The organism is Corynebacterium tuscaniense (assembly GCF_008693065.1).
GTDB classification, from domain to species: Bacteria; Actinomycetota; Actinomycetes; order Mycobacteriales; family Mycobacteriaceae; genus Corynebacterium; species Corynebacterium tuscaniense.
The window spans coordinates 1-675 of sequence record NZ_VXKH01000163.1 but is presented as its reverse complement, the minus strand read 5'-3'; the positions used below and the strand labels follow the sequence as shown (position 1 = coordinate 675).

Sequence of the window (675 nt, the reverse complement as noted above, 5' to 3'; positions counted from 1 at the left end):
GGGATTCTTACGCGAGGTCGACACGTACACCGAGACGGATTTCGGCCTCTACATGGCTCGCGGCGCCGATCACCCGCGCTTTGGTTACCTGGAATCGTGGCTGCTGCCCGATCTCAACCTGCGCGCCAATATCTTCCATTTCCGCCCCGGCGTAGACGTCCACCAAGACTTTTATATCGACGTGGCCGAGATCCAGCGCGAGGGCGCGGTGTGGACCACCCGCGACCTTTATGTGGATCTGGTTGCCACGCGCGGCGAGCCCATTTCTGTGCTCGATATTGATGAACTCTCTGCCGCGACCTCCGCTGGCTTGATTTCTGCCGAGGACGCCGAGAAAGCGATCGACACTACACTTGCCGCGGTCGAGGGCATTACTCGCAGCGGTGATGATGCGATGGCTTGGCTGGCGCATCAGGGGATACACTTAACGTGGTCCGATAACATCACCCTAACCCCAGAAGGATAATTTATGGCTGGTGGCCTTTTTGCCCTGCTTGACGACGTCGCCCTGATCGCCCGCTCCGCTGCCTCCAGCGTTGACGATGCGGCCGCCCTCGCGGGCAAAACCTCCGTGAAGGCCGCAGGTGTGGTGGTCGACGATGCTGCCGTAACCCCGCAATACGCGGAGGGAATCAAGCCGCAACGCGAGCTGCCGATGATCTGGCGCATTACCAA

2 protein-coding genes are annotated in these 675 nt (G+C 60.4%); both read left to right on the top strand.

The window, feature by feature from the left end:
- Positions 1 to 466 (top strand): ribonuclease FAU-1 family protein (locus tag F4V54_RS11065; RefSeq protein WP_150387165.1); only part of this gene is annotated, 466 nt, incomplete at its 5' end.
- 3 nt (positions 467 to 469) lie between these two features.
- The coding region (locus F4V54_RS11060; protein ID WP_150387164.1) for a DUF808 family protein at positions 470 to 675 on the top strand (206 nt) is incomplete at its 3' end.